The organism is Hydrogenophaga luteola, assembly GCF_042648585.1.
GTDB classification, from domain to species: Bacteria; Pseudomonadota; Gammaproteobacteria; order Burkholderiales; family Burkholderiaceae_C; genus Hydrogenophaga; species Hydrogenophaga luteola.
On sequence record NZ_JBHRXX010000001.1, the window covers coordinates 226,524 to 251,528 of the forward strand.

The 25,005-nt window shown below is 65.0% G+C and carries 22 protein-coding genes; 11 read left to right on the plus strand and 11 right to left on the minus strand.

The genetic code is table 11. From position 1 onward, the window contains the following. Positions 1-35 precede the first annotated feature (35 nt). The 11 genes from ACFOPI_RS00995 (at position 36) to ACFOPI_RS01045 (ending at position 13,736) form a co-directional block, all read left to right on the plus strand. Positions 36-1,331 carry a hypothetical protein gene (locus tag ACFOPI_RS00995; RefSeq protein WP_382170952.1) on the plus strand — a complete coding sequence of 432 codons (1,296 nt, stop codon included), beginning with the start codon at positions 36-38 and terminating at the stop codon, positions 1,329-1,331. A 119-nt stretch (positions 1,332-1,450) separates the two neighbouring features. Beyond that, positions 1,451-1,849, plus strand: coding sequence for a hypothetical protein (locus tag ACFOPI_RS01000; RefSeq protein ID WP_382169854.1), 399 nt, complete (start codon positions 1,451-1,453; stop codon positions 1,847-1,849). Between the two features lie 398 nt (positions 1,850-2,247). After that, positions 2,248-2,448, plus strand: coding sequence for a hypothetical protein (locus tag ACFOPI_RS01005; RefSeq protein ID WP_382169856.1), 201 nt, complete (start codon positions 2,248-2,250; stop codon positions 2,446-2,448). A 178-nt stretch (positions 2,449-2,626) separates the two neighbouring features. Continuing rightward, a complete protein-coding gene (locus ACFOPI_RS01010) occupies positions 2,627-3,955 on the plus strand; it encodes an RES family NAD+ phosphorylase (RefSeq protein WP_382169857.1) in 1,329 nt (442 codons plus the stop codon). Between the two features lie 73 nt (positions 3,956-4,028). Next, positions 4,029-5,117 carry an HNH endonuclease gene (locus ACFOPI_RS01015; protein WP_382169859.1) on the plus strand — a complete coding sequence of 363 codons (1,089 nt, stop codon included), beginning with the start codon at positions 4,029-4,031 and terminating at the stop codon, positions 5,115-5,117. Between the two features lie 25 nt (positions 5,118-5,142). Beyond that, on the plus strand, positions 5,143-5,994 hold the full coding sequence (locus tag ACFOPI_RS01020) for an isocitrate lyase/PEP mutase family protein (RefSeq protein WP_382169860.1): 852 nt from the start codon (positions 5,143-5,145) through the stop codon (positions 5,992-5,994). A gap of 244 nt (positions 5,995-6,238) precedes the next feature. Then, a complete protein-coding gene (locus tag ACFOPI_RS01025; protein WP_382169862.1) occupies positions 6,239-7,882 on the plus strand; it encodes a DNA cytosine methyltransferase in 1,644 nt (547 codons plus the stop codon). A gap of 25 nt (positions 7,883-7,907) precedes the next feature. Further along, on the plus strand, positions 7,908-9,953 hold the full coding sequence (locus tag ACFOPI_RS01030; protein WP_382169864.1) for an ATP-binding protein: 2,046 nt from the start codon (positions 7,908-7,910) through the stop codon (positions 9,951-9,953). After that, entirely contained in the window at positions 9,953-12,322 is a 2,370-nt protein-coding gene (locus ACFOPI_RS01035) for a Z1 domain-containing protein (protein ID WP_382169866.1), read from the plus strand. The genes ACFOPI_RS01030 and ACFOPI_RS01035 overlap by 1 nt, the downstream gene beginning before the upstream one ends. After that, complete coding sequence (locus ACFOPI_RS01040) at positions 12,315-13,298, plus strand: PD-(D/E)XK motif protein (protein ID WP_382169868.1); 984 nt, start codon at positions 12,315-12,317, stop codon at positions 13,296-13,298. Before ACFOPI_RS01035 ends, ACFOPI_RS01040 begins: the two co-directional genes overlap by 8 nt. A 27-nt stretch (positions 13,299-13,325) precedes the next feature. Further along, complete coding sequence (locus ACFOPI_RS01045) at positions 13,326-13,736, plus strand: very short patch repair endonuclease (protein WP_382169870.1); 411 nt, start codon at positions 13,326-13,328, stop codon at positions 13,734-13,736. Positions 13,737-13,900: 164 nt separating this feature from the next. On the opposite strand, the gene ACFOPI_RS01050 is transcribed toward ACFOPI_RS01045, so the two are convergent. From ACFOPI_RS01050 to ACFOPI_RS01100, 11 genes are read right to left on the minus strand one after another with little or no spacing between them, the layout of a single operon-like run. Beyond that, complete coding sequence (locus ACFOPI_RS01050; protein ID WP_382169872.1) at positions 13,901-14,683, minus strand: NYN domain-containing protein; 783 nt, start codon at positions 14,681-14,683, stop codon at positions 13,901-13,903. Between the two features lie 46 nt (positions 14,684-14,729). After that, entirely contained in the window at positions 14,730-15,026 is a 297-nt protein-coding gene (locus ACFOPI_RS01055) for an acylphosphatase (RefSeq protein WP_382169874.1), read from the minus strand. Between the two features lie 15 nt (positions 15,027-15,041). Beyond that, positions 15,042-16,385 carry a thymidine phosphorylase gene (gene deoA / locus ACFOPI_RS01060; protein WP_382169876.1) on the minus strand — a complete coding sequence of 448 codons (1,344 nt, stop codon included), beginning with the start codon at positions 16,383-16,385 and terminating at the stop codon, positions 15,042-15,044. Positions 16,386-16,390: 5 nt separating this feature from the next. Continuing rightward, positions 16,391-18,217 (minus strand): bifunctional metallophosphatase/5'-nucleotidase, encoded by a 1,827-nt coding sequence (locus tag ACFOPI_RS01065; RefSeq protein WP_382169878.1) that lies wholly within the window; start codon positions 18,215-18,217, stop codon positions 16,391-16,393. Between the two features lie 45 nt (positions 18,218-18,262). Continuing rightward, a complete protein-coding gene (gene deoC / locus ACFOPI_RS01070; RefSeq protein ID WP_382169880.1) occupies positions 18,263-19,045 on the minus strand; it encodes a deoxyribose-phosphate aldolase in 783 nt (260 codons plus the stop codon). A 4-nt stretch (positions 19,046-19,049) separates the two neighbouring features. Then, a complete protein-coding gene (locus ACFOPI_RS01075; RefSeq protein WP_382169881.1) occupies positions 19,050-19,880 on the minus strand; it encodes a purine-nucleoside phosphorylase in 831 nt (276 codons plus the stop codon). Then, a complete protein-coding gene (locus tag ACFOPI_RS01080) occupies positions 19,877-20,293 on the minus strand; it encodes a cytidine deaminase (RefSeq protein WP_382169883.1) in 417 nt (138 codons plus the stop codon). Before ACFOPI_RS01080 ends, ACFOPI_RS01075 begins: the two co-directional genes overlap by 4 nt. Beyond that, positions 20,277-21,254: an ABC transporter permease gene (locus ACFOPI_RS01085; protein ID WP_382169884.1), complete on the minus strand. Its 978-nt coding sequence runs from the start codon at positions 21,252-21,254 to the stop codon at positions 20,277-20,279. Before ACFOPI_RS01085 ends, ACFOPI_RS01080 begins: the two co-directional genes overlap by 17 nt. Next, complete coding sequence (locus ACFOPI_RS01090; protein ID WP_382169886.1) at positions 21,254-22,381, minus strand: ABC transporter permease; 1,128 nt, start codon at positions 22,379-22,381, stop codon at positions 21,254-21,256. The genes ACFOPI_RS01085 and ACFOPI_RS01090 overlap by 1 nt, the downstream gene beginning before the upstream one ends. Then, complete coding sequence (locus ACFOPI_RS01095) at positions 22,378-23,904, minus strand: ABC transporter ATP-binding protein (protein ID WP_382169888.1); 1,527 nt, start codon at positions 23,902-23,904, stop codon at positions 22,378-22,380. Before ACFOPI_RS01095 ends, ACFOPI_RS01090 begins: the two co-directional genes overlap by 4 nt. A 32-nt stretch (positions 23,905-23,936) precedes the next feature. Next, positions 23,937-24,932: a BMP family lipoprotein gene (locus ACFOPI_RS01100; RefSeq protein ID WP_382169890.1), complete on the minus strand. Its 996-nt coding sequence runs from the start codon at positions 24,930-24,932 to the stop codon at positions 23,937-23,939. Positions 24,933-25,005: the final 73 nt, after the last annotated feature.

Genomic DNA, 25,005 nt, shown 5'->3' on the forward strand with positions numbered 1-25,005 from the left:
CCGATGTCGAGGACGCCGGCGCGGATATACAGGCGTTGACGCTCTTGCTGTGCGGCAACGCCTCCAGAATTGCGAAGCTGGCATGCCTGTCTGGCTTGAGCACCCCTGCGATTCATCGGCTGGTCCGGTACCTTGGTCCTTTTCAGGCAAACACCAGGCCATTGCATCCTGGCCAGACTTTGGACGTGCATCGACTCGACGTGGCCATAGGCCTGGTGACTGGCGCTGCGTGTCTGTTGGCAAATTGGCCCACCAATCTTCACACGAGAATTGATGAGCTCAGAGCAGATGCACCCGAGAGCCCAAGCGTTCGCAGAACGTTTGATCCGCTGTACCGCGTGCTGTACGACGCCCTGCAGGAAGCCGAGTTTCGGTTCTTGCGCGATGCGTTTGAAGACTACCTGCACGTCCACTGGTGGGGACTGATTTGCAAGCGCAACAGACGCTTGCGGCCAGAGACCGCCAACGGCCACCCACGACTGAGCCTGCCTCAGATGGCCAAGGCTGCACGAGTCCCGCCGTCGGTGGTTCGCCACATGGTGCAAGCCGAACTGGTGCCCAGCAACTCTGCGGAGTTGAGGTCAGGTCGTCGAGCGCGGTCGATTCACCTCTCTGAGCTGCAAGGCATCCAAAGTGCCACGGACGGTGCGAGGTCACTCGAAGAGACGGCGCGGATGCTCTCGCTGCCCAGGCGCAGAGTCAGGGAACTCATCGTGGGTGGCCTCTTGACCCCCCTGGTGTCCAGGCAAATCAACAAGGACGCAGCGGCGTGGCTCATCCCTAAAAAGGAGATCAACCGGTTGCATGTTCAAACCATCCAGTCGCCTGATGACAGCGACAGCATCCCCGCTCGCGACATCTTGAAGTACTGGCGGCTTGAGAAGCATGAATCGGTTGCCTTGATCGCAGCACTTGTGGATGGGCGTTTGCCTGCGCAAGGCGATGGCCAGAGCAAAGTGCCCGTTGGCAAAGCGCTGTTGTGCGCAGTCGGAGCCAAAGAGTGGCTCCTCAGGCATCGAACCCATGCACGAAAGGACTTCTCGGTGGACACCGCTGCGAAGGAGCTGGGCATCAAACAGCAAGTGGCTTACGACCTGGTGCGCTTGGGGATACTGCACTCAACCAATGTCGGCATGCTCGGCCATCGCGTGTCACCCGATGATGTTGAGCGCTTCCAGGCAACCTACGTTTCTCTGGCAAGTCTGGCCAGCCAGGCACGCCGCTCGCCACGAGCTCTGTTGGCTGAGCTTTCCGCTTCACCGGTGTGCGGGCCATCCATTGATGGCACACGCCAATACTTCTATCGCCGGACTGAAGTCAAATCCCTGTGAGTTCGAGAGGGATGCGCCGAGCGGTGCTCGGGGCCTCTCATGCGGATCACCCGGAGACATCAAGGGAAACGGGGGTGAGCGGCACGTGCAAAATCCGACTGCAAGTGGAGGAAAGAAAAATGCTGGGCTGGATGTTTTGCGTCTTTAATTTGCCACCCGAAAGGGTTGACCGCCTTATCGGGCATGAGGCAACCGCCCCCTTCGTTTTGGCCTCATGGGAGGCAGGGATCGGCGGTCTGGACTGGGTAGAGGCGCTGCGGACAGCAGGCAAGGCCACCCAGCTAAAAAGCGGTGGGTATCCGAACCGGTACACCGCTCTGGCGGCTGACGTTCTGCCGCTGATTCAAGGCGATGGAGTGAAGCCTGTCGACGATGGCATTTGGACGTTCGGAGTGGACGAAGGCGAGGAATACGCCTTGCCCCCAGGCTGGATGGGAAAACCCAATCTCCGTTTGGACAACATCCGAGACTGCCCCCTCAATGCAACCTTGACCATCGATGCCTGGGACTTGAGCTAGTCGCCTCGAAATGCCGTGCCTTCGGGCTGAGGACCGCGCTCCTTGAATGCCCACGTCTGAGCCAGCCGGCACGCATACGAACTCCCGGAATCATCGTGTTTTGACCCCTTCACCATCGTGTTCTGACCACCGAAGCTTCGTGTTTTGACCCCCTGTGGGTCACGCCCAGACGCTTGTTTGGACCTGAAGAGGGGATAGCCCTCATTTCGTGCCGTGGCACGTGAGGTCCATTTCCCCAGGCCGCTTTTCATACGAACCATGCGCCTCATATCCACGCCAAGAATGGGCACACATGAAACACGCGCTCATGCAGAATGAGGATGCGGTCCGCTTGCATGGCGCGAGCGCAACACAACCCAAGGAAATGAAGGGAACCAGCAATGTCCACACCGAGACACGTGCGCAAGCAGCTGATCATCCCGGCGGAGGTCGATCAACGCCTGACCGCCATTGCCATTGACACGGGGACCACGGCGTCTGAAGTCGTTCGCAAAGCCCTCACGCTTTACATCATCGCGACTGAGAAAAAACAGCAGGGCCTAAAACTCGGGTTTGCTCGCCCTGACCAGGCGCTTGAGACAGAGGTCATAGGCCTGTAGGAGCATTCACTACGGCGAGCAGATACAGCCAACGGCGTACCCGGTTCCTGCCGACTTGGCGGACAAAAGTTGTCTGAAGTCTGGAAGGGCGATTTCCACCGAGCGGATCTATTTGCCATCACAAGCGCAAGGATGGACGTGCGGCGGAATACTGCGCTGAGCATATAGAGCCTCACATATGACCGAACACGCAATTTGCTTCCAATGCATTGAGGACGACGTACTCAGTGCGATTGTTGAAAGCCAGGGCGAACCGCTGCTCTGCGAGTGCTGCGGTGAGAACGAAAACAACGCCTTTACCTATGAGCGTCTAGGCGAGGAGCTGGAACCGGTTCTGCGCGAATACTTCGAAGTCGGTCCAACTGTCCGCAGGTTCTACGATGACGACAAGGAGGGATGGGAGCAGGAAGGTGACCAACTGTCCTACATTGTCCAGGAGGTTCTTGGTCAAGATGTCGACGATCCGGATGCGCTTGTCGACGCTCTCATCGCTGCTGAACACTTTTGGCCGGGCGACGGGGGTGACGCGTTCTACGACGACACCCAACTCTATGTGGCGCGCAGGGCAACGCCGCATGCCTGGATGGCCGAATGGCATGCCCTTCAGGGCGAACTGGCGCAGAAGCGAAGGTTCTTCAGCGACACGGCGCGGAAGCTCTTCAATCGGCTGTTCGAAGACGTCGCCAATGCCAGAGTCTTTGACCAAGACGCCGCTGCTTGGCTGCCGGTGGTGGGTGAACTGCCGGCCGAAACAGAGGTGTTCCGCGCACGGGTGGTACGCGCCGACACAGAGTTGCGAACGTTTTTAGAGGCCCCTTCTCGAGAACTTGGAGCGCCTCCGCCAAAGAAGGCGGTAGCCGGGCGCATGAACGCGCCGGGAATCGCTGTCTTCTACGCAGCACTGGACGCGGACACCTGCCTTGCCGAGATGCGGCCTGCCATCGGGGGGCGTGTGTTGGTTGGCAAATTCAGGACGAAGCAGACCCTCCGTGTTCTTGATTTCCGCCGACTCGAAGCCGGGGTGCTCGCTAAACTCAGCTACTTCGACTCAAAGTACTCCGAACAGCGAGAGCGCGCCGTATTCTTGCGTCGCCTGCATGGACTAATCAGCCGCCCAGTCGTGCCTGGTCATGAAGATGAGTACCTCATCACGCAGACTCTGGCGGAGTACCTAGCGCACGTGCATCAGCCAGCTTTCGACTGCGTGATCTTTCAGTCGGTTCAGCGCCAAGGCGGCGCGAACATAGTCCTCTTTGGCCGTGATGCCGTTGCGCCAATAGTCAGCCTAGACGCAGACAACGCGAACGTCGGACCAGTGTTCGCGCCGCCACTAACTGGAGGCGAGACTACAAATGACTTTAGCTTTCCCGTTGAGTACATCGCAGACAGTGCGAAGCTCTTCGCTACCCGATCCATCGAGTACTCACACGTGGAGCTTCACTTCTCCATCGACGACAACCACCTATTCGTACACGAGGAAAATTTCGATGATGGAGACTGGGAATAGGCGTAAAGCCCATTATTTCGCTGCAAGGCAGCGTCGTGATCGTTCGTGAATACTGGGAAGGATTCCCGTGGCCTTGTACCTGCTCAAACCAGTGCTTTGGAACACCGAGAACTATGTCCGTCCATCCGGAGTGCGCGCATCCGGACAAAGCTTCCCGGGACTGAATGGCTACGGTCACGAAGAATGGAACAACTCGCCCAAGCTGCGATTTGTTGAGTCAAAGCAACGGTGGTGCGCTTTCCACACGGAAGGAGTAAAGAAGGCGCCGGTTGAAGAGCACGCAGGGCAGATCTTTGTCTTCATGACTGCAACGCACGATCGCGTTCAGCAACTGGTAGGAGTCGCTGGGAACGCCATGTGTCTTTCTGCGGAAGATCAACTCCCAGAAAGGCGTCGATTGGCGAAGCTGCTAAAAATTGATTCATTCTGGTCAGACGCTTGGCGACTGCCCGCTGTCCAGCGCCGCTTTCAGAACGCCGGCACGTTTCAGCAGCACTTCAGCGCTGATGCTGCGTGGATTCCGAATTGGATCTGCCCGGAAGAGTTTTTCCTCTGGCTGGAAAAGCCAGTCACCCTAGACTCACAACGGCTTACAGACAAGAAAGCTTTGCCGATGATGTTTGCCGGGTATCAGCCTATCAGTCGCGAGACGGCGGCGCTGATCCTCAATCAGGTCCCAACGCCAAAACGCACCGATACCTGGGCTCGCTTGTTGGACGCGTTACTGAGCGCTCCCGATAGTCCGATGCCTCTCCAGGGCGAGCAAAGTGACCCAGCGACTACCAGGGCTGCACTCACGCAGCAGCGCATAGGTCAAGGCACCTTCCGCGAGGCCTTGAAGCAGCGGTGGGAGTCGGCTTGTGCAGTCACCGGCCTAACCTGTTCCGAGCTGCTTCGCGCTTCGCATGTGAGGCCGTGGAAGAACTCCAACTCACGACAGCGCCGCGACCCAGAGAACGGCTTGTTGCTGGCCGCGCACATGGACGCCCTCTTCGACAGGGGACTGGTGTCGTTTGACTCGGCAGGCAAGATGCTGCTTTCGCCTAAGCTTGGCAGTGACGTCCGCCAGGATTTCAGCTTACCTCGCGCGCTCAGATACCCACCGAGCAAGCAACTGGAGGAGTACCTCGAGTACCACCGGGAATTCCTTTTCCAGAAGTAGTCTTGGTGCCTTTTTTGTTGCTGTCATGAACCAAATCCAACGGGGTCAGCGGTTTCAGCAATTGCACACCACCGACGCCATCTTTCTGATGCCCAACGCTTGGGACGTTGGTAGTGCGCTGATGCTCGCCTCCTGCGGCTTTCCTGCCATTGCCACTACGAGTGCAGGCGTGGCTTTCTCGCTGGGCTTCCCTGATCAAGAAGCTGCTGTGAGCAGGGAAACCATGCTGGATCGCGTCGAGTCCATCGCTGCGGCAAGTCCACTTCCTGTCTCCGCCGATCTCCAGTCGGGCTACGGTGCGAGTCCAGAAGAGGTTGGAGAAACCATCACAGTCGCAATTCGCGCTGGCGTGGTGGGCGCGAACATCGAGGACTACAGCGGCAATCCTGCGCAAGCCCTGTTCGACAGAGAGCACGCTGTCGCGCGCGTTCGGGCAGCAAGACGCGCCGCAGACGCGTCGGGAGTTCCCTTTGTTCTGACGGCCCGATCCGATGTCTACCTGACTGGTGCGAGCAATGCTTTTGCAGAGGCCGTCGAGCGATGCAATGCGTACCGTGAGGCGGGTGCGGATTGCCTCTTTGTGCCGGGGGCATCCGACCCCAAGACCATCGAAGCGCTCGTCCGGGAGATCAATGGCCCCCTCACCGTGGTCATGGGCCTGACAGGTTCACCTCTCACCGTGCTCCAACTCGGATCTTTGGGCGTTCGACGGGTCACCGTGGGCGGCAGCCTGGCACGTGCCACTTTCGGCTTGATTCGAAGGGCGGCGCAAGAGATGGCCGCGTCTGGAACGTTCTCATACGCCGACCAGCAAATCCCCGACGCGGAGCTATCCCAGTTCTTTGCAGATCAGCGTGGCTCTGGCTTCGCCATGTAGGCGTACAGTTCAAAGGTGGACCGGACACGGGGTGTGGGCTGGGACTCGGCTCGTAGCCTAAATCGACAGTCACGAGTCGAAAAGTGAGCCGTCACGTTTTTTTCACTTTTCCTGGCAAGGATTCCGGCTTTTTTCACTATCTGTGTCACACGGGACTTGGTCGCTGACAAGGTTGCTGAAAAACCCCCTTGAAGATCAACGGGTCACTTTTCACGTTCTCTGTCATCCGACATGATACTCCAAGTTGGCCGTCGAACTCGCTGCTGCCTACTTGGGTTCAAAAGTTGAAGGCCTTCATATAGCCATTCCGGTCGTTGAAGACGATATTTCCATGGCCGCTCCAGCCGCAATCAAACGAAAAATTGCCCGCCTTCGGTCCGGGGAGCCACCGCGATTCATTGATCTGTTCTCGGGCTGCGGAGGGATCTCCCTCGGCTTCACGACGGCAGGATTTGAGCCCATCGCGTCGGTGGAGCTGGATCCGCGAGCCGCGGAGTCACACGGTGCGAACTTCGCTCACATCAGTCACGGCAAGATTTCAGAAGCCCACTTCGTGGCGCGTAATGTCACCGAAGAGCGACCTGCCGGTATCTTCAAGGACATCGGGCTCTCGGGTGCAGTCGACGAGCAGGTGGACGTACTGGTCGGCGGCCCTCCATGCCAGGCGTTCACGCGCGTCGGTCGGGCCAAGCTGCGGCACGAAGCGCGACGTCGCGAGGAAGTTACCGCGGATTCGGCGTTCCTGGTGGATGGCCGTGTGAACCTGTGGCAGCACTATCTCGCCTACGTGCGAGATACAAAGCCGCTGGCACTGCTCATGGAGAACGTACCGGATATCCTGAACCACGGTGGAACGAACGTCGCCGAAATGGTGGCTGAAGAGCTGCGCCGTGAAGGGTATGTCGTCCGGTACACGCTGCTGAACGCGGCGTGGTACGGGGTACCGCAGACACGTGAGCGGATGTTCCTGATTGGAGTTCACCGCGAACTTGAAGCGGAGATCCGGTTTCCCGAGCCGACCCACTTCGCGATTTTGCCGACCGGCTATGAGGGCACGCGCGCGACCGCTCGAAAGTTCATTCCACAAAGAGGACTGGAACTTGACCACGAGCACGGTCATCACTGGGTTGACGATCCGAAGCCGGATGCTGGTCTTCCGGGGGCTACGACGGCAGCTGATGCGTTGGCCGACCTGCCGGCCATCAACGCCATGGACTTGTTGGCCGAAGGAAAGATCCGCAAGGGTGCCAAGAGTCCGCTGGAGCCAGTGAGCTACGTCTGCTCAAAGCCATCGACCAAATGGTCGGGCCTGATGCGCGGATGGCCTGGCTTCGCCACAACCGATCAGACCAGTGGTCATGTGATCCGGTATCTGCCCCGCGATTACAAGATCTTCCGGGAGATGGAAGAGGGATGGCAGTACCCCGAAGTCTGGAGCTTCGTCGAGGACAAGCGACAGCGCTTGCTTGAGGGGTTGCTGCGCCAGAGGCCAAGCGCGGTGCGCAATTCGAGGGAGGAGGAAATCGTCAAGGGGTGGACCCTCCCATACGACCCGAAGAAGTTCCCGAACAAGTGGTGGAAGCTGGTGCATGACAGGCCTGTTCGAACATTGATGGCCCATCTCGGCAAGGACTCGTACAGCCATATCCACTTCGACAGCCAGCAGGCCAGACCCATTTCGATCCGGGAGGCCGCACGGTTGCAGTCCTTCCCAGATGGATTCGTGTTCCGCGGATCGATGAACGCCGCATTCAAGCAGGTGGGCAATGCCGTTCCCCCGTTGATGGCCTACGCCATTGCCCGGGAGATTCGCAAGTCGATCGGCTGCCAGGTCCTGCCAGACATGCGGGAGGATTTGCTGGGCCTGAAAGCCCGGTCTCCAAAGTAGAAGGACCAGAGGGAGAGAAGAAGATATGAAATTCCTGATCCTGCGCCTGTTGACCCGAAGCGAGCTGGGGATGTTTCATGAGTTCCGCAGACTCGGCAAGGAGGGGTCCAAGCAGCGGGCTATCAACTTCGACGCTGAAGTGGTGGACCGGGTCTTCCCGGCAGCCAGAGACTCGGACGAGATCAGTCTGGAGTTGCGCTACGCCACGGACAACGGCACCTCGGTGGCGGGTCAATGGCTGAAGCGGCAGGCCAAGAACTGGCGCCTCGAAGGCAACTGCCCCAAGGACAAGATCTATTCTTTCGTCGACCCTGATTGCCTGTTCGCAATGGAAGTTGATTCAGGAACGAATCCGGCGACTGGATCCTGGGCCGTGTTCGCTGCTGGCGATCCCACCACAAAGGCGATTCTTGCCAACGCGGAGAGTGCCGGGCTGGCTGGTGCGTCGATGATCGCGCTCCATGGCGATGAGGGCGAACAGATTAGGTCGTTGCTAAGCACCGGAAGTCCTGATCTCTTTCCCCAGATCGGGGGGCGCACCGGCAAGAGCGACAAGGAAAGGAAGTCCTCCATGCAGAGAACAGCAAAAAGCTCCGGCAGACTGCAGTTGCCGCCTGATCCGACGCGGCTGGCCGAGATCCTGGGAAGTGTCGGGCACACGATGCCTGCCGCTGTGGCGGATCTCGTGGACAACTCGATCACTCACGATGCGACGCGCATCGACATCACCTTTGGCCGACCTGACGGCGGGCACGGTCGCTGGATGGCGATCGCCGACAACGGTTCAGGCATGGACGAGGAGCGCCTCGCGGAAGCGATGAGGATCGGCGGGCAGTCTGACTACGCCGAGGATTCCCTGGGCAAGTACGGCTTCGGCCTCAAGGGCGCGTCGTGGTCACAGACCAAGATGTTCACCGTCGTGACCAAGGAGGAGGGGAGACCAGCGCTGCACATGACTTGGGATTCCCATGACATGGGTGACTGGGAAGTCAAGCGCGAGCCGTTGGAATCGTGGGAGCAAGAAGCCACCAAGCTCAAGAGTCGAGGGACGGTCGTTCTGTGGAAGGACATGAAGCCGCCACAGTCCGTCGTCGCCTTGAAGGGGCTGGATCCGTACTCGTCAGAGGTCGCAGCCCTTGAGCGCCACCTGGGGTTGGTGTTCCATCGTTTCATCGAGGGCAAGGTGTCCGGCCGCAAGAAGATCGTGATCACGATCAACAAGGTACCTGTCACCGCCAACAATCCGGTTGGGCATCCGCTGGTCACTCCCTACGACCTCAAGTCCGTCAAGATCCCCACCGACTCAGGCGAGGGTCGAGTCCAGGTCCAGGCGTTTCTGCTCCCAAGCGAGGATGAGCTCGCTTCACACCATGATGCCGAGGGACCTGAGGCCACACGGCTTGCGCTTGATCGAATCGGCCTGTACGGAAAGCGCAACGAATCCCAAGGTCTCTACGTCTATCGCCACGGCCGCCTGATCAAGTGGGGCGGCTGGGCGCAGATGTGGGAAACCAACGACGAGAAGACGAAGCTCGCGCGGGTGGTCGTCGACTTCGACAGGAGTCTCGACGACATCTTCAAGATCAACATCAGCAAGCAGACGGTCCAGCTTCCCCAGCAGCTGCAAGCGGAAATCAAGAAGCTGGCAGATGTCGCCCGCAAGGACAGCCAGAAGAAGTACCGCCGTCCGCGACAGCCGGAACCTCAGCCCGACCCTGGTCAGGGAAAGGGCGCGACTGGTACTGGTGCTCCCAAGTCCAGCGGCGGGTCCGGCACAGGTGTGTCGGGTGACGGCAAAGCCGGCAAGACCGGTGGCGCGGCCATGCCCAAGATTGCCATCAAGAGAGTCAAGACGGAGAAGTTCCTTTGGAAGGTGTCCACCGGACTCACGGGCGGACTTGAAGTGCAGGTCAGCGAGTCCGATCCGACCCTGGGAGAGCTGATGGAGGAGATCCGCGACAACCCCCAAGCAGTGGCGAGCCTCGCGCGTTTCCTCGGCCGCCTGGATACCGTTGACGTGCAGCGGGCGCTGCTCGCTTCGGGCGCAACGCCAGCTACGAAGGTCCGCTGATGTCTTCGGCCGTTCGCATCGTCGGGCGTCCTTCAACCATTCCTCGATGGACCGACAGGATTGGCGATGGGTGGGGGCGCTGGGCTGCATTGGCCACCTACCTGCTTCAGGTTCAGCAATGGCCGAGAGCGCAGGTTGAATCTGTTGCCAGCGAGTCGTTGCGAATCCTGTCGCGACTTCCTGACCCCTCTTCAACTGATGCTTTTCAGGGCAGAGGACTGGTCGTTGGCTACGTGCAGAGCGGGAAGACCGCCAACTACACAGCCGTAGCCGCTCGGGCGGCCGACGCCGGGTACAGGATGGTGATTGTTCTGTCCGGTATCCATGACTCTCTGCGAAACCAGACGCAGCGTCGCCTGGAGCGCGAGCTTGTTCACTGCCCAGTGCATTCTGATGTGACGGAGCTGGAGCAGCCGTGGCTGCCCCTGACCTCTTCGACGGAGGATTTCAAGTGGCCGGCACTTGAACTGCTCGACCGGCAGGCGACCTTCCTGGCGATCGTCAAGAAGAACACCGCAGTGCTGCAGAAGCTGGATTGGTGGCTCGCTGAAGCAGGGCCCCGGCTGGAAGGTATTCCGCTGCTCGTCATCGACGACGAGGCTGACCAAGCCTCGATCAACACCAAGGGCAACAGACCCGTTGACGCCGCCATGGACGACGATGAGGGTGACGAGGAGTCAGGTCCCAAGCCGTCACTGACGAACGACCTCATCAGGTCGATCCTTGCTCGCGCCCCGAAGGCGAGTTATGTGGCGTATACGGCGACACCCTTCGCCAACCTGCTGATCAATCCGGAAGCTGTCGACAGGCGAGTCGGTGCGGATCTGTTTCCGAAGGACTTCGTCGTCCAGTTGCCTCGTCCCCAGGGCTATACCGGCACCGAGGAACTGTTTGGTGTGTCTGCGCAAGGGCGCAGAGTCCTGAACATCGTCCCCCCCGGCGATGTGGCCCTGCTGAAGGCCAAGCGAAAGCGCCAGGGTAAGGAGGTAGTCATCGGCCTGGATCCTGCGCCTGGACTTCCGGAGTCCCTTGCCGATGCTGTCCTGACGTTCTGCCTGACGGGTGCGGTCCGGAAAGCTCGCGGGATGGAGGGACAAGCCAACACGATGCTCGTGCATGTAAGTCAGCTGACGACTGACCAGGAACGTGTGGCGCGTGCCATTGAAGAGCAGGTCGCCCTCTGGTGCGATGCCGCGCGGCAAGGACAGGACATCGAATCCTTGCTCTTCGCGCCGGTCTGGAACGACATGAAGATCGGCATGACCGCTTTGCCTGACGACGCTGCGGTACTGCGAGGGGCATCGCGAGTCTTGCATGGCTTGGTCGTTGTCCGGCTGAACAGTGTTGCGGGTGAAGACCTGGAGTACGACACGAAGCCGGGTCGACACATCGTCGCAGTCGGAGGCAATCGTCTATCCCGAGGACTGACGCTGGAGGGCTTGACTGTCTCCTACTTCCTTCGAACAGCGAGCATGTGCGACACGCTGTTGCAGATGGCGCGCTGGTATGGATTTCGTCTCGGGTATGAGGATCTGATCCGCATCTGGACCACCGATGGCATCGCCAGCTGGTTTTCCGAACTGGCATTGGTCGAACAGTCCCTGCGCGACTCAATCGTCGCGCTCGCGCGTGCAGGGCGCAGGCCAGATCAGATGGCCATCCGACTCCGGGCGCACAGCAAACTTCTCCTCACCGCACGAAACAAGGCGACGACTGCTGCTGCCAACGTGGATTCCTGGTCCGGAGAGCATCCTCAGACTGTTCTCCTTCCGCTTTCCGATGCATCGCGTCTGCAGCAGAACTTCGAGGCAGCGGAGCAGCTTGTACGAGATCTTGGCGGGGTCCGAGAGGTTGTCGGTGGGCTGCTCGCGCGTGACGTGACGCCAGAAATCGTCATTGACTTCCTCCGCGCTTACCAAGGTCATGATGACGCCGTGGCGTTTCGCGCAGACCTGATTGCCGATTGGATCGCCGAGCGTTGCGCGGCCGACGAGCTGACCGATTGGTCAGTCTTCGTCGCATCGCCGTCAGCGGGCCGGACGCAGACCATGGGTGGACGGGATGTAGGCCTCGTGAAGCGACGAAGGGTAGGGTCGGAGAGCATCGGCATCCTTGTGGATCCTGCCCACGAAGGCGTTGACCTGCCGGGCGGTGCATCCGGCTATCGGCGGCCGTCTGGTGAATACGATGCGGAGGCGATGCGGTCTGCCAGACCTGCGACACAGGGCTTGCTGATCGTCTATCCGCTGGATCCCGACTACATGGGGCTCAACAGCGCAACCCCCGTGATCGCACTCGCCCTGAGCCTGCCGCAGACCTCGGATGTGGCCACCAAGTGGATCGTGAACAGCATGGTGGCAAATGGTTGAATTTCCCACCGACCAGCACTGGTCCGCTCTGAGGCAGTTGCGGCCAGTGGCCGATGACGCGCTGGCAGTTGTATCAGTAGAAGTCAACGGAGTAACGACGGCGCTTTCGATCGGCATGGACAACCGTGGTTGGCTGCATCTGCTGGTGCCATGCGACGCAGGGGCACCCAGTCAGACAGTGCCTGACCTGAATTGCCTCAAGGTTCGTCAACGCACCCTTGACGAGGGCTCCTTCATCGAACTGTCCGCTCCGCCATCTCACGAACGGGTCTTCACGCCGTTCTGCAAAGAGATCATCTCCGCAGTCTGCGAGGATGGTCGAGAGGCTTGGCCGGCGTTGTCCGCAACCGTGCGCGCCTGGCAATCTGCCTGGAAGCCCGTGCGACCGGAGATGGACAAGACTACGCAGGTCGGTCTTTTCGGCGAGCTGGTCGTCTTGCGCTATCTGCTCGTCCCAGCAATGGGGCCAAGCGCTGTGGGGTGCTGGAGCGGCCCGGAGTACGAGCGCCACGACTTCGTGCTCGACCACCTTCATATCGAGGTCAAGACGACCAGGAAGAGCCACCCCGAGCATGAGATCTCGCGGCTTGATCAACTGCATGTTCCCACCGGCAAAGACCTCCTTCTCGTCTCGATCCAGCTTGAGGAAACTTCGGCCGGGAGAGAGACTCTCGCGACGCAGCTTGATGCGGTCATCGACCTGTTGCGCGGTGATTCGTTTGCGCTGGACAACTTCATGACCAAGATGGTGAACGTCGGGTGGAGTGACGAGATGAGGGCGTCCGGAGAGCTCATGCGATTCGAGCTCAGGGACCACGGCATCTATCCCGTTGACGAGAGCTTCCCTCGACTTCCCGAGTCGTTCCGTCCGCCTTCAGGCGTGGTGTCGCTGCGATACACGATCGACTTGGCCAACTTGCCAGCCATCGGCATGGAGGAGGCCATCCAGCTGGTCCAGACCACGGACTTCATTTGAAGGCACAGGCGGAAAGCCGGAGTTTCCATGGTCGACATCGTCAGCCCGGAGAAGCGCTCCTCGATGATGGGGCGGATTCGTGGGCGGGACACGCAGGCCGAGATGCTGGTCCGCAGTTACCTGCATCGTGCCGGTCTGCGGTTCAAGGCGAATGATCGGTCTTTGCCGGGCAGTCCGGATCTCGTCTTTCCGAAGTACCGGTGCGCCGTATTCGTCCATGGATGCTTCTGGCATCGACACCGAGACTGCAGGTTGGCGGCGGTGCCATCGACCAGAGTCGAGTTCTGGAATGCCAAGTTCGCAGCAAACTTGGCACGCGATGAAAGAGCGAACGCGTCTCTGCTGGCTCTTGGGTGGAGGACATTCACCATCTGGGAGTGCGAGGTCCAAGATCTCGAAATACTTGATGCCTTATTCTGGAAGGTGGTCTGTGGATAGTGGCCAACACTGAGCTTCACTGACTTTGGCTTTCTCATGCAGACACTGAGACGCAGGAAATGCGCTCTTTCTGGTGGCTTAGGTTTTCAATGGGGCCTCACCCGTGTGGCCTGCCGCGCGAGCTTCGCCTAGAAGCGCTAGAAGCTCGTTCTCGAAGGCCCAAATCAGTCTGCGGATCTGGTCAACCGCACCTGATTCGGCTGCCGCTCCGGCTTCAGTTCGAAACTCTGCGGAAAGCGCTTGAACAGCTTGGGGCTGGAGGCGCTCTTGCTCAGCAGCTTCTTGTCGTGCAACGCCTTGGCGGCGTCGGAGATGGGGAGCCATTCCCCGGTGCGCAGTTTGGGAAGAGCATCAAGGATCATGTCCTTGGTCACATGGTCGGCCGGCGTTACAGCGGTTGACGGTGCTGGCTTTGCCGCTGCCTTCTTGGCTGCTGGCGCTTTCTTGGCTGGTGCCATCTTTGCAGCCGGTGCTGGAGCGGCGGCTTTCTTCGCAGCAGACGGCGCTTTGGCGGCGGCCTTTTCGCTGCCCGCATTTCGGCCCACGTAGATCACGCCGTCGTAGGACTTGACGGCTTCGGGGGCCATCTTGCGGTACTCGGACGCACACACCACCTTGATACCCCGCTCGCGCAAGCGCACGACCAGCGGCACGAAGTCGGCATCGCCGGAGCCGATGACCACGGTCCTCGGGGCTGGCGTCTGGCAGGCCAGCTCCATGGCGTCCACGGCGAGCGCCATGTCGGTGGTGTTCTTGGTGAGGTAGACGTTGAGGAAAGGGCGGATGGCCCAGTCGCGCAGCGGGTCGGCCAGTCCCTTGAGGTTTTCTGCGCTGCCGTAGGCGCGCCGCACGGCGATGGGGCCTTCGGTGGCTTCGATGGTGGCGATGGCTTCGTTCACCCAGGCGGGTGAACTCAGGTTGTCGGCATCGATCAGGAAAACAATCATGACGGGCTCCCTCGGGTGGGAGACCATCTTATGCGGGGACAGCGCCCTACACCGTCTCCCGCTGCTCGAACCCGTCCAGCTCTTCCGCTGCGCCCAGCGCTTCCTTCGCCTCCACGCCCGCCACCCGCGCCAGCTCAGGCCCCCGCTGCGCCCAGTCGATGAGCGCCTGCACCGCGTCCGCCGGCCCACAGGCCAGCGCCTCCACGCTGCCGTCGCGCCGGTTGCGCACCCAGCCTTTCACACCCAGCGCCTGGGCCTGCTGCGCCATGCTCCAGCGGTAGCCCACGCCTTGCACGCGGCCGGTGATGCACAGGTGGCGGGTGACGGTTTCGGGGGTGTTCATGCGCCGGGTGTCCTGTCAGCCAGCCAGCCGCTGCAGCACCGGGTTCGCTGCGGCGGCGGCTGCGGCGTCGTGGCTTGCAGCCTCCGCCCAGCCGCAGGCGGCCAGGACCTCGCGGCAGGCCTGGTCGGCGGCCGCTTCGCTGGCTGCGTGAACGATGGCCACCGTTTGACCAGTCTGCACCGGTGTGTGCAGCGGCAGCACGTGGCTCAGACCCACGCGCGGGTCCACCGCGTCACCGGGGCGGCGGCGGCCGCCACCCAGTTGCACCACACACTCGCCGAGCGCGCGCACGTCCATGCGGCTGAGCACCGCATCGCGCGGCGCCGGCACGGGTCGCTGCACCGGCGCGGTGGGCAGTTGCGCGTCGCGCAGCACGTCGCTCGGGCCGCCGAGGGCGGCGACCATGCGGGCGAAGCGGTCGGCGGCGGCGCCGCTGTCCAGCGCGCGCTGCGCCACGGCGCGCGCTGCTTCGGGGGTGGGCGCCAGTTCGCCCAGGTGCAGCAGCTCGGCAGCCAGGTCGAGCGTGAGCGCGAGCAGCCGCGGCTCGGGCTGCCGGCCGGCGAGGAAGTCCAGCGCTTCCTGCACCTCCAGCGCGTTGCCGGCGGTGCGGCCCAGCACCTGGTTCATGTCGGTGATGAGGGCGCGCGTGGGCAGGCCGGCGCCGTTGGCGACGTCCACCAGGCAACGCGCCAGGGTCTGCGCCTGCGGCAGGCTGGCCATGAAGGCACCGCTACCGACCTTCACGTCGAGCACCAGGCCTTGCAGGCCGGCCGCGAGCTTCTTGCTGAGGATGCTGGCGGTGATGAGGGGCACGCTTTCGACGGTGGCGGTGACGTCGCGGATGGCATAGAGGCGGCGGTCGGCCGGTGCCACCTGCGCACTGGCGCCGACGATGGCGCAACCGGCGCTGCGCAGCGCGGTGCGCAGGGTGGCGTAGTCGACCTGGGTGCGGTAGCCGGGCAGGGCTTCGAGCTTGTCGAGGGTTCCTCCCGTGTGGCCCAGGCCGCGCCCGCTGACCATGGGCACAGCGCCGCCGCAGGCGGCGACGATGGGCGCGAGCATGAGGCTGACCTTGTCGCCCACGCCACCGGTGGAGTGTTTGTCGAGCACCGGGCCGTCGAGCCCCGCGTCGTCCCAGCGCAGCACCTCGCCCGAGTGCGTCATGGCCGCGGTGAGCGCCACGGTCTCGGCGGTGTCCATACCGCGCAGCACGATGGCCATGGCCAGCGCGGCGACCTGGCTGTCGGCCCAACCGCCGTCCACCAGCCCCTGCACGAAGTGCTGCACCTGCGCCGCCGACAGCGCCGCGCCGTCGCGCTTGGCGGCAATGACGCTGGCCGGGGTGATCGCCGCGCTCATGGGGCTCAGTCGACCCAGGTGATGCGCGGCACCGGGTCGGGGCTGGGGTTGCTCTTGAGGTGGGCGATCAGGGCGTCGAGGTCGATGTCGCCGCCCAGGCGGTTGCGGCCTTCGCGCAGCATGACGAAGCCGTCGCCGCCGTCGGCGAGGAAGCTGTTGACGGTGAACCGGTAATCCGCCGCCGGGTCGATGGGCACGCCTGCGAGCTTGAGGTCCTGCACGCGCTGGCCGTGCTCGGCCTTGGCGACCCAGCGGTAGGTCAGCGCCGACGAGGGAATGAGCAGCACCGGCGCCGGGCGGCCGGGGCGCTGCTGGTCTTCCAGCATCTGCCTGAGCTGGGCGCCGCTGAGCGTCATCACCACCAGGCTGTTGCCGAAGGGCTGCATGCTGAACACCTCGCCGAAGGTGACGGCGCAGGGCGGCGCGGCGTTGTTGGCGCAGCGCAGGTCGGTGCGCACGCCGCCGGGGTTCATGAGCGCGAACTGCGCGCCGCCCAGGGCGGGGTCGCGGGTGGCGCGCCACTGCGCGTCGGCCACCAGGCGGCCGGCGCTGGCGTCGCTCTTGGCGGTGCGCTCGAACACGCCGCCTATCTGGCCCACCGGGCGCTGCGCCCGTGGCGCGGCAACCCGCGCGTAGGTGGCCACGCGCTCGGCCACGGCGGCGTCGGGCTTCGCCGCGCGCAGGGCGCTGGCAAAAGGCTCGGGTTCGGCGGCGACGATGGCCGCGCGCAGCGGCGCGTCGCTGCGCTCGTTGAACACCGGCAGGTTGCGGTGGGTGGTGCGGGCTCGGTCGACGTCGCCGGTGCGCGGGTCGATCACCAGGTCGGCCACGCTCACGCCACGGCCCAGCGCGGTGGCCTGCATGATGGGACGGCCGTCCACGACGCAGCGGTAGCCCTGGTGGGTGTGGGCCGAGAAGATCACGTCGATGTCGGGCGAGAGGCGTTGGGCGATGTCGAAGATGGCGCCGCGCGGCTTGGGGCAGGCGGCGTCGTTCCATTCCAGCGGCAGGCCGGGCGTGCCGGTGTCGCCGCCTTCGTGAATCACGGCGACCAGCGCTTGCACGCCCTGCGCCTGCAGGCGCGCGGCCTCGGCGTTGATGGCGTCGGCCTCGTCGGTGAAACGCAGGCCGGCCACGCCCGAGGGCACGACGATGGTCGGCGTGATCTTCGTGACCGCGCCGATGAAGCCCACGCGCACGCCCGCCACGGTCTTGACCACCGAGGGCGGGAACAGGGGCTTGCCGTCGGCCGTGCGCACATTGGCCACGAAATGCGGGAAGCGCGCGCCGGGGTGGCGGTTGGCGCCGGTCTCGCCCAGCGGGCAGGACTGGGCCAGCGCCTCGGCGGTGTTGGGTCGGCAGCCACCGCCCATGACGCGCAGCAGCTCGTCCTTGCCGGCGTCGAACTCGTGGTTGCCGGGGATGGCCAGGTCGACGCCGATGCGGTTGAGCACGTCGACCGTGCTTTCGTGCAGGAACAGCGCAGAGATCAGCGGCGTGGCACCGATGGCGTCGCCGCTGCTGATGACCAGGCTGTGGGGCGCACCGGCGCGCAGCGCCTGAATGGTGCCCGAGAGGCTCGCTGCACCGCCGGCCGCGAGGCGAATGGCCTTGCCTGGCTGGGCCGGGTCGGGCCAGGGCAGGGTGAGGCCGGTGGATTCAAGGTTGCCGTGCAGATCGTTGAAGGCGATCAGCCGCAGCCGGACCGGCTCGGCCGACGCGCCGGGGCCGCTGGACGGGCCGGCGCAGCCGGCCAGCAGCGCCACGGCCGCGGACAGCGCCAGCGCGGGTTTCAACAGACTGTGGAGCAGCAGGCGGGACGGTGTGCGCATGGTGGGCTCCCGAACGGTTGGATAAGCAGGGTGGGTGAGAGGAGGTCAGTAGGCGCTGCCGGCCGCGGGGCGCTGCGCGCCGGCGAGCACGGCCTCGATGTCGTCGAGCAGGCCGCTGGCGCCGATCCGGAAACGCGCGGGCGTCACGGCCTCGGGCCCCAGCACATCGGCGGTGAGCGCCATGTAGACCGCCGCGTCGGCCACGGTGCGGATGCCACCCGCGGGCTTGAAGCCCACGCGCGCACGGTGCGCCGGGCGGTCGGCGATGGCCTGCAGCAGCAGGCGCGCGGCGGCCGGCGTGGCGCTCACCGGGCGCTTGCCGGTGCTGGTCTTGAGGAAGTCGGCGCCGGCGTCCAGAGCGATCTGTGCCGCCTGGGTGATGAGCGAGGCGTCGGCCAGTTCACCGGTTTCCAGGATCACCTTCAGCGTGAGGCCCTCGCAGGCGCGCCGCACCGCCGCCAGCAGCGCAGGAGCGGCGGCCAGGTCGCGGTAGGGCATGACCACGTCCACCTCCTGCGCGCCCGCGTCGGCGATGGCGGCGGCGTCGCGCACGGCGCGCGCGGAGTCGCTGCCGCCATCCGGAAAGTTGGCCACGGCGGCCACGCGGATGTCGGGCGGCAGCAGCGAGCGCGCCAGCCCCGCCAGACGCGGCCAGACGCAGACCGCGGCGGTGCGGCCGCAGCGACCGTCGGCCCGGGCGCAGAGCCGCTCGATGTCGGCCTCACCGCCGCTGCGGTCGTGGCCGTCGACCAGACTGGTGAGATCCAGGCAGGCCAGTGCCTGGCGCGCGGCATGCGCGTCGGCAGGAGGGTGGGGTTGGTCGTTCATGGGGTCAGATCTCGAGGGCCTGCACGACCGCGACCAGCATGCGCACCGCGCGTTCGCTGGCCGCATGCGCCGTGGCCAGGGTGTGGGCGTGGCTGAGGGTTTCGGTGGACATGCCGGCGGCCATGTTGGTGATCAGGCTCAGCGCCAGCACGCGCAGCCCCGCGTGGCGCGCGACGATGGTTTCGGGCACGGTGCTCATGCCCACGGCCTGCGCGCCCAGGGTGCGCAGCATCCGGATCTCGGCAGGCGTTTCGAACTGCGGGCCCAGCACCCAGGCGTACACGCCCTCGTGCAGCGGCGTGCCGACGGCCTGCGCCGCGGCCTGTGCCTGCGCGCGCAGGCGCGGGCAGTAGGCGTTGGACATGTCCACGAAGCGGTCGTCGCCAGCCTCGCCCACCAGGGGCGAGCGCTGCACGACGTTGAGGTGGTCACTCATCAGCATGAGCTCGCCCGGCTGCAGCGCGGGCGCCATGCCGCCGGCGGCGTTGGTCTGCACCAGCACCTCCACGCCGATGGCCGCCAGCGTGCGGATGGCGCCTTTCATGCCGTCGGGCTGGCCGGTTTCGTAGGCGTGCTGGCGGCCGGCCAGCACCACCACGTCGACCGCGCCCAGGCGGCCCGCCCGCAGCAGGCCGACGTGGCCGCTCACGCCCTGGCCCAGCGCGGGGAAGGCCGGCAGGTCGGCGTAGGGCACGTCCACCACGTCCCGCAGCTGCTGCGCGAACGGCCCCCAGCCCGAACCCAGCAGCACCGCGATCTTCGGCGCGCGGGTGCCCAGGCGCTGGCGCAATGCGTCGGCGCTGGCAGCGACGGGGTCGTTCGGCGCAGAGATCATGGCTTGAGGTGCTCAGGGCCGAAGCTGCACGGCAGCAGCTCGTCCAGCGTGAAGGTGGCGCGCAGGGTGGACAGGTCGGCCACCCAGACGGGGCAGTCGCCGGCCGCGAACTCGCGCAGCTTCTGCCGGCAGCCGCCGCAGGGCGTGACCGGGTCGTCGGCCACACCGACCACCGCCACCGCGAGCACGCGCCGGCCCCCGGACGAGACCATGACGGCCAGCGCCGAGGCCTCGGCGCACCAGCCCTGCGGGTAGGCCGCGTTCTCGACGTTGCAGCCGGCGTGGATGCGGCCCTGTTCGTCGAGCACCGCCGCGCCCACGGCGAAGCGCGAGTAGGGCGCGTGGGCGCGCTCGCGCACCGCGCGCGCCGCGGCCACCAGCGCGTCCCGCCGCTCTTCAACGTTCCTTGACATACGGCCTCCCCAGCGCCTGCGGCGCCACCGACGTACCGATGAAGCCCGCCAGCAGCACCACCGTCATCACATAAGGCAAGGCCTGGATGGCCTGCACCGGCACCGCGCCACCGCCCAGCAGGTCCGGCAGGGCCACGCCCTGCAGCCGGATGCCGACGGCATCCAGAAAACCGAACAGCAGGCAGGCCCACAGGGCGCCCACCGGGTGCCACTTGCCGAAGATCATCGCCGCCAGCGCCATGTAGCCACGCCCGGCCGTCATGTTCGGGATGAAGTTGGGGTTCTGCGCCAGCACCAGGTAGGCACCGGCCATGGACGCCAGCACGCCATTGAGCGCCAGCGCCTGGTAGCGCATGGCCGTGACCGAGACACCCGCCGCGTCGACCATGGCCGGGTTCTCGCCGGTGGCGCGCAGGCGCAGGCCGAAACGGGTGCGGTAGAGCAACCACCACACGCCCGCCACCAGCGCCAGCGTGAGGTAGACCATGGCGTTGTGACCGAAGAACGCGAGCGAGAGCACGGTGCCCACCAGTGGCAGCTGCGCCACCCAGGCGCCAGCGCCGCTGAACCAGGGTTCCAGGCGCACGCTGTCGGGCACCGGCGGGGTGTGGCCACCCAGCGCGAACCAGGCGATGCCCAGCACCACCGTCAGACCCGCCGCCGTCATGGTGATGGCCATGCCCAGCACCACGTGGTCGCCGCGCTGGCTGACGCAGGCGTAGCCGTGCAGCATCGACAACGCCAGCCCCACCGCCAGCGCCGCCAGCAGCGCCAGCAGCAGCGACCCGGTGCTCACGCCCACCGCGGCGGTGGCGAACGCGGTGGCGAGCATCTTGCCTTCGAGGCCGAGGTCGATCACGCCCGAACGCTCGCACAGCACGCCGGCCAGCGCGCACAGGATCAGCGGCACGCTCACGCGCAGCGTGCTGGCAATCAGGCTCCCGACCAGCACCTCGTCCATCAGGCCCCCGCCTTTGTATCGGCGGACCGGCCACCGCCGGCCATGCGCCACAGGCGCAGCAGCCAGGGCGCCGCCACCTGCGCCATGGCGCCGGAGAACAGCACGATCAGACCCTGCAGCATGAACACCACGTCGCGGCTGAAGCCGTCGACCTCGAACGAGATTTCGGCCCCGCCCTGGTAGAGCGCACCGAACAGCAGCGCCGCCAGCACGATGCCCAGCGGGTGGCTGCGCCCGATCAGGCAGACCGCGATGCCCGCGAAGCCGGCGCCGGCCACGAAGTCGAACAGCAGGCGCCCGTGCACCCCCGCGATCTCGTTCACGCCCACCAGACCGGCCAGCGCGCCCGAGGCCGCCATGGACATCAGCGTGGTCCAGCGCGGCTGCAGGCCGGCGTAGAGCGCCGCGTCGGGTGCGAAACCCACCGCCCGCAGCGCGTAGCCGCCGCGCGACTTCCACAGCACGAGCCAGGTGCAGAGCACGGCGGCTGCGGCCAGCAGCACGCTCAGGTTCAGCGGCGTGCTGGGCCAGTCGATGCCCAGCCAGGCCAGCGCCTCGTGCACACCGGGCACATGGGCGCTGTCGGCGAACGCCCGCGATTCGGGCGACATGTTGCCGGGCTCGCGCAGCGGGTTGACCAGCAGGTAGCCCAGCAGCGCCGAGGCGATGAAGTTGAACATGATGGTGGTGATGACCGTGTGGCTGCCGCGCCAGGCCTGCAGCGCGCCAGGGATGCCACCCCAGACCATGCCGGACAGCGCCGCGCCCAGCACCACCAGCGGCAGCGTCAGCGCGGCCGGCAGGTGCGGCCCGGCGGCCAGCGCCACCAGGCCGGCGCCGAGCCCGCCCATCATGGCCTGGCCCTCGCCGCCGATGTTGAACAGCCCGCCGTGAAAGGCCACCGCCACCGCCAGCCCGGTGAAGACGAAGGTGGTGGCGTAGTAGAGCGTGTAGCTGAAGCCGGCGCGCGAACCGAAGGCCCCCTTGAGCAGCAGGGTCAGCACCTGGCCCGGCTCGAAACCCACCAGCCACACGACCACGCCGGCCACCAGCAGCGCGATGACCAGGTTGACGACGGGCAGCAGGGCCACGTCCATCCAGCGCGGCAGCTCGACCGCCCGGCTCATTGCGCGCCTCCCATCAGGCGGCCCAGCGCCTGCTCGGAACAGTCGTCGATCGGCAGTTCACCGGCCACGCGCCCGGCGTTCATCACGACCACGCGGTCGGCCAGCGCCAGGATCTCGTCCAGCTCGGAAGAGACCAGCAGCACCGCGCCGCCGGCGTCGCGCATGGCGCGCAGGCGACCGTAGATGAATTCGATGGCGCCGATGTCCACCCCGCGCGTGGGCTGGCCCACCAGCAGCACCTGCGGCTCGGTCGCAGCCTCGCGCGCGAGCACCAGCTTCTGCTGGTTGCCGCCGCTGAACTTGCTGCTGCGCAGCGCCGGCTGGCGCGGCCGCACGTCGTAGCGCGCCATCATCTCGGCGGTGTCCTGGCGCATGTGGGCCTGGCGCATCCAGCCCGCGGCGCTGTAGCGGGGCCGGTCCTGGTAACCCAGCACGGCCGATTCCCAGGCCACAAACGGCAGCACCAGGCCGCGGCGGTGCCGGTCCTCGGGCACATGGGCCACACGCAGTGCACGCGCGGTGTGCGGGTCGATCCAGCGCGCGGGCGTGAACCGCCGCCCGCCCACGTCCAGCTCGCCGCGCACGGGCACCTGCAGGCCCGAGAGCACGTCCAGCAGCTCGCTCTGGCCATTGCCCGACACGCCGGCGATGCCGACGATTTCGCCCGCGCGCAGGTCCAGCCCCACATCGCACAGGCGCTGCACGCCCAGCGCATCGGTGGCACACAGGCCGCGCGCGCTCAGCAGCACCGCCCCCGGCGCCACGGCCCGGGCGCTGGCGTCGCGCCCCAGGTGCACCAGGCGCCCCACCATGGCCTGGGCCAGATCGTTCACGCTGGTGCCCGCGATCGGCGTGTCCAGCACCACTTGCCCGGCGCGCATCACCGTGACGTTGTCGCACAGCGACATGATCTCCTTGAGCTTGTGCGTGATGAGCAGGATGGTGGTGCCCTGGTCGCGCAGCGCGCGCAGGGTGCCGAACAGCTGCTCGGTCTCCTGCGGGGTCAGCACCGCGGTGGGTTCGTCGAGGATCAGGATGCGCGCACCGCGGTACAGCGCCTTGAGGATTTCCAGCCGCTGGCGCTCGCCCACCGGCAGGTCGTGCACCTGGGCGTCCAGCCGCACCTGCAGGCCTGTCTTGTCCATCAGCGCCTGCAGGCCCTGGCGCACGGTGGCACGGGCCGGGGTCAGGCGCCAGGCGGGCTCGGCGCCCAGCATCACGTTGTCCAGCGCGCTGAGCGTGTCCACCAGCATGAAGTGCTGGTGGACCATGCCGATGCCCAGCGCGATGGCCTGCGCCGAGCCTTCGATGCGCGCGGGCCGGCCCTCGATCTCGATCTGCCCGCTGTCGGCCTGGTAAAAGCCGTACAGGATGGACATCAGCGTGCTCTTGCCGGCACCGTTTTCGCCCACGATGCCGTGCACCGTGCCCGGTGCCACGGTCAGCGTCACGTCGCGGTTGGCGTGCACCGCGCCGAAGCGCTTCTCGATGTGGCGCATGGCCACCGCCGGCGCTGCAGGCATGCGTCGTTCAGTGTGTCCCGGAGATCAGGGGCTCAGTTGCACTTGTTGGCGGTCATGTAGTCGACCACCTGGATCTTGCCGCTGATGATGTCGGCCTTGGCTGCGTCCACCTTCTTCTTCATGTCGGCGCTGACCAGCTTGGCGTTGTGTTCGTCCATGGCGTAATCGACGCCGCCTTCCTTCAGGCCCAGCGAGGTCATGCCCGGGGTGATGCCCTTGAAGGCGTTGTAGACCGCCACGTCGACGCGCTTGACCATGCTGGTGAGCATGGTGCCGGGGTGCAGGTGGTTCTGGTTGCTGTCCACGCCAATCGCGAGCTTGCCGCTGTCCTTGGCGGCCTGGTAGACGCCGCTGCCCGTGCCGCCGGCGGCGGCGAACACTACGTCCACGCCCTTGGCGAACTGGGCCTTGGCCAGCTCGGCGCCGCGCGCCGGGTCGCCCCAGGCGGCGGGCGTGGTGCCGGTCATGTTGCCGGTGACCTCGATCTTGGGATTGACGTACTTGGCACCCTGTTCATAGCCGCACTGGAAGCGGCGGATCAGCGGGATGTCCATGCCGCCGACGAAACCGACCTTGCCGGTCTTGCTGGCCAGGGCGGCCATCATGCCCACCAGGAAACTGCCCTCGTGCTCCTTGAACACGATGCTCTGCACATTGGGCAGATCCACCACGCTGTCGATGATGGCGAACTTCAGCTTGGGATAGGCCTTGGCGGTTTTCTCGACCGTGCTGCCCTGGCTGAAGCCGATGCCCACGATGGGGTCGGCCCCGCGCTCGGCCATGCGGCGCATCGCCTGCTCGCGCTGCGTCGGGTTGGCGATCTCGAACTCCAGGTAGGCCTTGCCGCTTTCCTTCTTCCAGCGTTCGGCGCCGTCGTAACCGGCCTGGTTGAAGCTCTTGTCAAACTTGCCGCCCATGTCGTAGACCACAGCGGGTTCGGCGTGCGCGGCTCCGGCGGCCGCCAGGGAGGCCATGGCCACCAGCGACGCGAAGGACGGGACGGAAAGCGGCAAACGGTGCAGGTTCATGGTCAAGCCTCTCCTTGGGTTGGACACAACGGGGTCCCCGCAGAATAGCGGAGGCCGGTCCACAGGACCAGCA